This is a genomic window from Sphingorhabdus sp. (assembly GCF_040079335.1).
Classification (GTDB): domain Bacteria; phylum Pseudomonadota; class Alphaproteobacteria; order Sphingomonadales; family Sphingomonadaceae; genus Sphingorhabdus_B.
On the sequence record NZ_JBEBKL010000004.1, the window covers coordinates 99,294 to 108,171 of the forward strand.

Consider the following 8,878-nt stretch of genomic DNA (forward strand, 5'->3'; position numbering starts at 1 on the left):
TCGGCATGAAACTGGCCCGATCGCCCAGGCCCGGCAACTAGCTTGGGCATTCGCCGATTTGCGCCAGAACACTGCTTGCTCCGTCGAGGGGAACGAACAATCGCGTCTGGTAGCGGATGATCTCGGTGAAGCAGCCATGGGCTTTGTACCAATCGAGCCGCGCGGCTGACCAACCGGCAAGCTCGAGCCGCTGCGCACCGTTGACCAGGCTGCGCTTGAGTGTGAGCGTCTCGCGTCCCTTCACCTGCATCGGCCGCCCTGCAAGCACAGCCTCGACGACCTGCTCGGCCGAGAAAGCATGTTCGCGTCCCAGGCCGAGTGCCTGGCAGAGCTCGGGGACGCAATGCAACGGAACCTCGCGGCCGAGCAGCGAGCGCCCGTCGCGCGCCGAGATCCGGCTCACACGGACGTAGTCGGATGGCAGTTTATCCCAGACCGGCAGCAGCAGCCCGGTCGCGAGGTGAAGGCGTTCGCGCTTGTGGCTGGTGGCGGCCTCATCGACCTCGGCTTGCCAGAGACGGCGAAACTCGGCCGCGTCGGTCGGCTCCCAACTGCTCTCGCCCAGTTGATCGGCGGTGAGGTAGCCGCGTTTCAATGGCCGGACGAGTTCGAAGCGCGCGATCCGCGCCCCATCATCGGCGAGCAGGCTGCGTGCCGGGACAAGCAGTCCGATCCGGCCCGAGCGGCTGTTACGCATCATGCGCTGCCGCTCGCCCGTCAGGCCGTGCAGTTCCTCCAGACGCGCGAGCACCAACGGCCTCAGTGCGCGGGCGATCTCGATTTCGAGGAGATGGGTTGTCGCGCCCGAGAGCGCGTCAGTGCGCAGCAGCGTGTCGGACAAGACGTCGAAGTGCTCGACCGCGATGGTCTCGACCCCGAGGTCGAGCGTGCCCGCTTGCCGGGCAGCATCGATCCGCGCTTCAACGAGACCGAGGAACTCGTCAAAGATGCCATTCTGCAGGGCGATCGGCAGCGCGAGGAGCCGATTGAGCCAGCGCTGGATCGTCGGAAGATCGTCGACCATCGATCCGTCGGATCCTTCGATCCTGAGTCCCGTCAGTTCCTCGAACCGACCAAGTGTTACGGCGTCGAGCTTGCCGGTGAACAGTAGGCCAAACCAGCGGTGAAGCGCCTCCTTGGCGTAGCTGCTTTCGAGATTGTCGGCAGGGTCGAACAAGTTTTGTCCGCCCGTCTGGCGCTGGCCGCGGGTCAGGGCGCCGAGGCTGTCGAGCCGCCTCGCGATTGTCGAGATGAACCGCCGCTCTCCGCGTACATCGGTGGTCACCGGCCGGAACAGCGGCGCGGATGCCTGGTTGGTGCGGTTGGTCCGCCCGAGTCCCTGAATTGCGGCATCGGCGCGCCAGCCCGGTTCGAGCAGGAAGTGCACCCGCCGCGCCTGGTTCTTCACAGCAAGATCGGCATGGTAACTGCGCCCGGTCCCGCCAGCATCGGAGAAGACCAGAACCTGCTTGCTCCCATCCATGAATGCCTGGGTCTCGGCGACGTTGGCGCTGGCCTTTCGCGATTGCAGCTTCTGGCGTCCATCGCTCCCGACGATCAGTCGGCGGCTTCTGCCGGTCACTTCGGCGACTTGATCGACCCCGAACCGCTCAATGATCGCGTCGAGCGCGGTCGCAATTGGCGGCAGCGCGCAGAGCTGTTCGATCATCCGATCGCGGGCGGCGAGCGCGGAGCGGCACAGCACCGGCGCACCAATATCGTCGCTCATCGGCACGGAACGCGGGTTGCCGTTCTCGTCGGTAAACACGGCCATCAGCCGCACCGGGAAGCTCTTGGTGAGGTAGTCTATCACATATTCACGCGGGCTGAGGTCGATCTCGAGCGCTTCACGTTCGGCATTCGACAGATCGGCAAGGCGACGGTTGAGCATGGCCTCGGCAGTCGAGACGAGTTGCACCACCACGGCATTGCCCTCGGCCAGTGCGGTCTCGATCGCGGGAAGCAGGCTCGGCAACTTCATCGAAAGCAGCACTTGCGCAAAGAAGCGCTGCTTGGTGCCCTCGAAGATCGACAGCGCCGCCGCCTTGGCACCGGAGTTCAGAATGTCGCCGCTGTCCTGATCGACGATCCGGGTCGCTTCGAGCGCCTCGCGCAGGTTGGCATGGATGATCGCCCAAGCCTCAGCATAGGCGTCATAGACCGCGATCTGGTCGGCTGTAAGGCAGTGCTCAAGGATTTCGTATTCAACTCCGGCGAACGACAAGGCCCGCGCGGTGTAGAGCCCGAGCGACTTCAAATCGCGGGCGACCAGTTCCATCGCGGCGATGCCGCCGTCGCGGATGTCGGCGACAAAGGTCTCGCGATTGGCAAAGGCGGTCTCGGGACCCCACAGGCCGAGCCGGGTCGCGTATGCGAGGTTGTTGACGTCTGAGGCACCGGTGGCCGAGGCATAGAGCACCCGTGCACGCGGCAGGAGGTTCTGCAGGCGAACGCCAGCGACCCCCTGCTCCGAACCCTTGACCTTGCCGCGCGAACCTTCGCCTCCCGCAGCGTTGGCCATTGCGTGAGCTTCATCGAAGACGATCACCCCTTCGAAGTCTTCCCCGGCCCAATCGAGGAGCTGGTCAAGCCGGGTCGCATCACTGCGCCCGGATCGCAGGGTCGGATAGGTGACGAAAAGGATGCCCTCGCGCATTCCGACCGGAACACCGAGCTTCCACTGTCCGAGCGGCTGCACGTCGATCGGCAAACCGCCGAGCGCAGACCAGTCGCGGCGCGCATCTTCGAGCAGCGCCTCGTTTTTCGATATCCAGATGTGACGGCGCTCGCCGCGCACCCAGCGGTCAAGCATGACCGAGGCCACCTGCCGGCCCTTCCCGGCCCCAGTGCCATCGCCAAGGAAGTAGCCCATGCGATAACATTTGCCCTCGCCGATGGCTTTGAGCGCACAGCCCCTGTCCTCGGGTTCGTAACGACCGGAGAGATCGCAGGAGTGCGCGCTCGCGGCATAGATCAGCGTCTCGGCCTGAGCGGCTGAAAGCACGCCCTTGGCAATGAGATCGGAAGGAAGGTGCGGCACCGCCCGTGGCACCGGCGCGGTGATCGAGCCCATTGCGACGGATTCAACGAGCGGGGTCGGATGCTCACACGCACCGGGAATCGCGATGCGGCTGGGCCGGTAGGGCAGGTAATGCCCGATCTGCTCGGCGATCGGGGCGGCGGCCTGGAGCGGCTCGTAGGCAAGCGGGATGACCGATGGCGCGGCGACAATTGGCTTGGATACCAGCGGAACCGGCTTCCTGGCGCCAGCAACCAGGCGGAGCGGCAAGGCTGGCCCGCGCACGACACGGGCCGGTTCCTGCGACCCGCTTTTCCGCAAAGGCAGTGCATCGACCAGCCAGCAGAGCTCCTCGAAAGTCACGGGCTTCGCAATGGTCGGGCTGGCACCGGCATCGATCTTGTCGAGCACGAGCAAACGGGTGGTGATCGACGTGCCCTGCTTCACGAAGCCTCGTTCAATCGCGGCGTTGAGACGGATCGCAATCGGCCCGGCGATCCCGGCGAGAAAGCGTGGCAGATCGAACCATTCAGACATCACCGCGACGAGGCGACCGCCTGAAGCCAGGCGTTTCCAGGAGGAACGCAGGTGGCGCGCGCCGGTGCGCCCATCGTGGCCGCGCTCGATTCCGTACGAATAGGGTGGGTTCATCAACACTGCACTCGGAGCGACACTGGGCTCGAGCAGTTCGTCGAACAATTCGCCATCGTGGCCGGTCACCGACGCGCCCGGGAACATGGCTGCGAGGCACTCACGGCGCAGCGGCGAAATCTCATTGAGCGCAAGCCGCGCACCCGCTTTCGCAGCCCAGATTGCGAGCATGCCGGTTCCGGCCGATGGTTCGAGCACAAGTTCGCCGGGAGAAATCGCGCAAGACCGCGCGGCGAGCCAGGCGATCCGCGGCGGGGTGGCGAACTGCTGCCACTCGATCTGTTCGTCGCTGCGGGTGGTCTGGCTGGGCACCTGCGCTTCGAGGCGGGTAAAGGCGCGATCCGCCGAACCGGACGGCATATCGCAGGTCAGCGTGGTAGCCTGATTCAGAAGCAGCACCTGGGCCAACTCGAGCGCCGCGTGAGCATCGCGCACCGACCAGCGTCCGTCGGCATCGCTGCCGCCAAATTGCTCGCTCATGATCGCATTGAGGACGCTGCGCGTGACGATCTGGCAGGCGCCTAGCCGAACAGCGAGCTCGCGGGCCGCGCTGAGCACAAGCGGCTCGGCGGGAGCGGGAAAGGCGAAAGCGGGTGAAGCGTGGGACATTGGGAACCTCCTGACGGGGCCCAAGTCCGTCCGGGGCCTCAAAAGGCCCCAAGCCCCCTTTCCTCTCAGAGATGCTCAAACCGTCACGCGGACGCGGCGCATCAGCACGTCGTTCCAATCGTCATCGGTTCGCTCGGGCCGTCGGGTGACAATCCGGCGACCCTCGCAGGCATAAGCTTCGCGGGCGCGCTCGTCGGCCAAAAGGCCGCCAGCATCGTTGTCGACGAACAGGTGCAACTCGCACACCGACTCCGGGATCGTGACCAGGCCGAAGCGCTCGTTGCCAAGCGTCGCCCAGCAGGGGATGCCGAACAGCTGCATCGCCGAGAGCGCCGTTTCGATCCCTTCGGCGAGACCCAGACGGCCAGCGCGCGGGAATGCCAGGCGGACTGCCCCCGCACCGAGGCTACCGAGCGCACGCTTGGGTTGGTCGAACGGCGCAAGGCCCCGGCTCGCCGGATCGAGGAAGGTCCGGTGCAGCGCCAGCACGCCGGCATCGTTGCGGACTGCCGCGACCATTGCAGGGAGGAATCGGACTGCGCCTTTGGGTCCCAGCGGCATGCGGGGGTGGAAGCGGAGGTCCGGCGAAGAAGTGGTGATAGCGCGGCCCGCAAGGTAGCGGGCGGCTGGGCTGTCGGCGAGGATCGCTGCATCGCGCCACAGCCGGAGCGCATTGCGATCGGCGATCTCTTCGCGCGGTGCCGATGTGATCGCCTCGCCCTTCCCGTCGAACAGGTCGGAAATCCGGACCCCGACCTTGGCGAGGCCCTGCATCACTGCCTGGTTGGTGCAACCAGCAAAGCAATGAACCAGGATCGCGCGCTTGCCGAGTGTGATGCTGAGCGACGGCGTGCGGTCGGCATGGGCGGGACAGCAGCACATGCCGCGCGAGCGCGACCAGGTGCCTCCCAGCGCCTCGACGATCTTGCGAGCGCGGGCTTCAAGCGCCGAGCGCCTGTGGCATTGGGACATGGGGCATCTCCATCGGTGACATGCCTCCACCCGCGCAGCCTCCGCTCTGCGCCACTGACAATGCGTTTTCCTACAACGTATGTTCTCTATATGTTCTCATTCGATTCGACTAGAGAAGGAATCGAAAATGGCTCAAAAACTGATCGCTGCCCTCCTCGCGGTGGCAGGACTCGCGACCACCACTCCTGCCGTAGCGCAAGATGACGGCACCGTTTCAGCGCCGTCGCCCAACCCAGCCTCAGGCTATCGCATCGAAAACTCAGACGCTGGCTTCGAACTTGTCACACACGGAGTCTGGCACTCGCCGACGGCCCAGCTGCCATCGGCAGGTATTTCGTCGGACGCAGTCTTGGGCACTCCAAGTGCCACGTCGCGACGAGGATCAAAGCGGTCGCCAGGCATTGCGCCGAACTTCCGACGCGCGGCCTATCTGCCGCACGTCTATGCCGCAGAAACGCAATACGGCCTGCCTACTGGCCTGCTCGATGCACTGATCTGGACCGAATCCCGCTACAATCCCTTTGCCATCAGCGGTGCCGGTGCGGCAGGTCTCGGGCAATTGATGCCCAAGACCGCGCGTGAGCTGGGGGTTACCAACCGGTTCGATCCGCGCGCGAACCTGTTGGCTGCGGCGCGATACCTGCGCCAGATGCTGGACAAGTTCGGCATGGTCCATTTAGCCGTGGCAGCCTATAATGCAGGGCCCGGCGCGGTTGAGCGCGCTGGCGGCATTCCGCTCAACGGTGAAACCCCGTCCTATGTACGGAATGTCTTGGAGTTCTGGGGGACTAGATGATTTCGATGTATGGGAATGGCAGCAATCGGCGGATACGGGTGAGCGGAGTGCTCCATGACGGCGGACGCGGCCTGAACATTCTCACCGATGCCGGTGATATTTGGGTTATCGATCGCGAACATGTGGATCCGGATTTGGTTGGGCAGCGAGTAACGGTCGAGGGAGTTCAAACCGGATATGACCGGCTCAATGTTGAATGGATTGGCGAGAGCCATTTCTCGGGCTGACCTCACAAGCATTTAAACTGCCCGCCGATCCAACACCTCAACAGCCTTCAATTTGTGCTCCGGAGCTAGGTGAGCATACCGCAAGGTCATTGCATAGTCGCTGTGACCAAGCAGCTCACGCACGGTATTGAGATCAACACCGCCCATAACTAGGTGCGAGGCAAAATGATGACGCATGTCGTGCCAGCGGAAATTCTCGATCTCCGCGTCTTTTAGTAGTTTGCTCCATGACGTTTTGATCCATCCGAAGCGCTGACCCTCGCCATTGACAAAGACGAGCCCTTCGGTCCCTTCAGTCTGCTCTTGCCAACCTGTGATCACAGACATCGCTTCGCGATTAAGTGCAATATGCCTGGTCCGCTTTGATTTTGCTGAGACCCCGCTAACGGTGAGCGTGCGCCGCTTCAGATCGACATTCTCCCAAGTCAGATCGAACAATTCGCCTCGCCGCGCTCCCGTGTTGATGGAGAGCATGACCAAGGGCTTTAGGTGATCGGTGAAATGCTGGTCACGTAAATCCGAAAGAAGTTCATACTCTCTCGCAGCCCTCCACGCATTTGCTGAGTCTCGTTCTCGACACCGACGCTCTTCACGATCGTCGAGGGCATTGCGCAGCCGTAGTTCCTCATCTTTCGAAAGGAACCGCACCTTCACGCGATCGTCGGTCCTGACCTTCTTGACCTTGGCCAGAGGGTTCCGCTGCAGGATTTCCCAATCAACTGCTCGGTTGAAGCAGGCTTTGAGCGACGAGATGTCACGGTTGATTGTCTCGTGACTGAGTCCACGCTCGACCTGTTTCGCGCGCCAGCGCTCAATGTCGAGGCCGGAGATTCCATCCAATTTCTTCTGAAGGAGCGACTTGAAGGCGGTCTTCAACCGGGCGAGATTCTTCTCGTGGGCACGTTGATTGGCTCGAGCCCACCCTCCGTAGTCTCCGTCGAGGAAGTCAATTAGCTTTGGCAGTTCGGCTTTCGGCTTGCGTGCTTCAATCGGGTCGATCCCGCGGTAGGATTCCGACAGGATCGTTTGAGCCGCCTCGAATGCTTCGGAATAGCCAACCGCATCGACACGCCCCAACCATACCCGTTTTGCCCTGGCGTATTCGCAGTACCAGGACTTTACGCCGCTCGGCATCGCCCTTAGAATGAGTCCCTTGAGGCGCGTGTCGCGGTAGTCGATCGGCCTCTTTGGTATCGGGATCTTTTTGACGAAGTCCCTCGTCAGACTGACGCGCATCCTGATCTACCCTTCAATCTTGAAGCAATTTCTGGTGGTGCACTGGTGGTGCAAATTGCCGAAACTATATGGAACATAATTAGAACAAATGCACCACCAGAGCAAGGTGGATATTGCTCCGATCTGGGCAGAAATCCAAGGTTTCTACAAGGTTTTCAGCAACTAATCTTAGGCCAAAAAGTGCCAATTTTTCAAGCTGGGGGTGTGGGGGTCGGAGGTTCGAATCCTCTCGTCCCGACCAAATTTACTATAACTCTCAATAACTTATACGCACCAACCCTCGCTTGACCCTGAGCCCGGTGTTGCGCTGGTGGTGCAAAATATTCTCAACATCGCCGGTCGCTGCACACTTCGCAGGGCACAATGCAACGTAATTGGACAGCTCTTGAGGCCATTTGCGACCGCGGTTCTCGTCTCCGCCTTGGCTAGGGTCCGGACTCATTTGAGCCACCAGATGACCGTTGCGGCGAGCGCGATGGTTGCCATGAAGGTTTTGATGTTGCGGTCGAAGCGGGTGGCGACCCTGCGCCAGTCCTTGAAGCGGCAGAACATGCGTTCGACGACGTTGCGCTGCTTGTAGATGGCGCGATCCCAATCGAGTTGGATCTTGCGGTTGCACTTGGAAGGGATGACGGCGGTGGTCCCCCGCTCGGCGAGCCAGGCGCGCAGGTCGTTGCTGTCGTAGCCCTTGTCGCCGACCAGTTCGGCAGACGGAGGCATGGCCGCGATACAAGCCTTGGCGACCTTCATATCGTGGATATTGCCGGGGGTTATCATCAGCACGCAGGGGCGGCCCTTCACGTCGCAGATGACGTGGACCTTGGAGTTTCGTCCCCCGCGTGTCTGGCCGATACCATTGGCCAAGGCCCCCCTTTTGCGCCTCCTGCCGTGCGGTGTACCTTGATGCAGGTGCTGTCGATGAACAGCCGGTCGGGAATGCCTTCGGCTCCGGCCAGCGCGCTGAAGATGTCCTGCCAGATCCCGCGCTCGGCCCAGCGTACGAAGCGGTTGTAGAGCGTCTTTTTCGGGCCATAGACCGGCGGGCAATCGCCCCAGCGTCCACCGCTTTGCAAGGCATGGACGATCCCTGACAGCACCCGGCGATCATCGACCCGCCGTGCACCGCGCAAACCAGAGGGCAGCAGCGGCTCGATCCGCGACCACTGCTCATCCGAAAACCAAAAGAAATCGGCCATCGCCAACGCCTCCTTCGCTGAGGCAGTGAATCACATCACGGACGCAATGGGAATCCGCTTATTGGGTCCGGACCCTAGTTGTCTCAGTTCAATCGCCATCAAGCAGGCTAGCAATGTCACCCTCGAGATTCAGCTCGATCGAATCCCGAAAGTGATGGCTCTCGGATTCAGC

6 protein-coding genes are annotated in these 8,878 nt (G+C 62.3%); 2 read left to right on the forward strand and 4 right to left on the reverse strand.

What is annotated here, in order from left to right:
* Nucleotides 1-37 precede the first annotated feature (37 nt).
* Together ABL922_RS02695 and ABL922_RS02700 are read right to left on the reverse strand one after the other, a co-directional pair.
* On the reverse strand, nucleotides 38-4,279 hold the full coding sequence (locus ABL922_RS02695; RefSeq protein WP_349022661.1) for a strawberry notch family protein: 4,242 nt from the start codon (nucleotides 4,277-4,279) through the stop codon (nucleotides 38-40).
* A gap of 75 nt (nucleotides 4,280-4,354) precedes the next feature.
* Nucleotides 4,355-5,251 (reverse strand): toprim domain-containing protein, encoded by an 897-nt coding sequence (locus ABL922_RS02700; protein ID WP_349022662.1) that lies wholly within the window; start codon nucleotides 5,249-5,251, stop codon nucleotides 4,355-4,357.
* Nucleotides 5,252-5,378: 127 nt separating this feature from the next.
* Between ABL922_RS02700 and ABL922_RS02705 the strand changes: the two genes are divergently transcribed.
* Together ABL922_RS02705 and ABL922_RS02710 are read left to right on the forward strand one after the other, a co-directional pair.
* Nucleotides 5,379-6,047, forward strand: coding sequence for a lytic transglycosylase domain-containing protein (locus ABL922_RS02705; protein ID WP_349022663.1), 669 nt, complete (start codon nucleotides 5,379-5,381; stop codon nucleotides 6,045-6,047).
* Entirely contained in the window at nucleotides 6,044-6,274 is a 231-nt protein-coding gene (locus ABL922_RS02710) for a DUF5818 domain-containing protein (RefSeq protein ID WP_349022664.1), read from the forward strand. The genes ABL922_RS02705 and ABL922_RS02710 overlap by 4 nt, the downstream gene beginning before the upstream one ends.
* Nucleotides 6,275-6,286: 12 nt before the next feature.
* On the opposite strand, the gene ABL922_RS02715 is transcribed toward ABL922_RS02710, so the two are convergent.
* Together ABL922_RS02715 and ABL922_RS02720 are read right to left on the reverse strand one after the other, a co-directional pair.
* The gene (locus tag ABL922_RS02715; protein WP_349022665.1) at nucleotides 6,287-7,510 is read right to left on the reverse strand and encodes a tyrosine-type recombinase/integrase; all 1,224 of its coding nucleotides are present in this window, start codon (nucleotides 7,508-7,510) and stop codon (nucleotides 6,287-6,289) included.
* Between the two features lie 438 nt (nucleotides 7,511-7,948).
* A protein-coding gene (locus tag ABL922_RS02720) for an IS5 family transposase (RefSeq protein WP_349022666.1) occupies nucleotides 7,949-8,706 on the reverse strand; the annotation gives its coding sequence in 2 pieces (ribosomal slippage) (nucleotides 7,949-8,373 and nucleotides 8,373-8,706; 759 coding nt in all).
* Between the last annotated feature and the right edge of the window lie 172 nt (nucleotides 8,707-8,878).

What these genes read in the sequence shown, in the direction of transcription:
- ABL922_RS02695 (WP_349022661.1), bottom strand. Translation starts at nt 4,279, where the DNA reads ATGTCCCACGCTTCACCCGCTTTCGCCTTTCCCGCTCCCGCCGAGCCG.
- ABL922_RS02700 (WP_349022662.1), bottom strand. Translation starts at nt 5,251, where the DNA reads ATGTCCCAATGCCACAGGCGCTCGGCGCTTGAAGCCCGCGCTCGCAAG.
- ABL922_RS02710 (WP_349022664.1), top strand. Translation starts at nt 6,044, where the DNA reads ATGATTTCGATGTATGGGAATGGCAGCAATCGGCGGATACGGGTGAGC.
- ABL922_RS02715 (WP_349022665.1), bottom strand. Translation starts at nt 7,510, where the DNA reads ATGCGCGTCAGTCTGACGAGGGACTTCGTCAAAAAGATCCCGATACCA.
- ABL922_RS02705 (WP_349022663.1), top strand. Translation starts at nt 5,379, where the DNA reads ATGGCTCAAAAACTGATCGCTGCCCTCCTCGCGGTGGCAGGACTCGCG.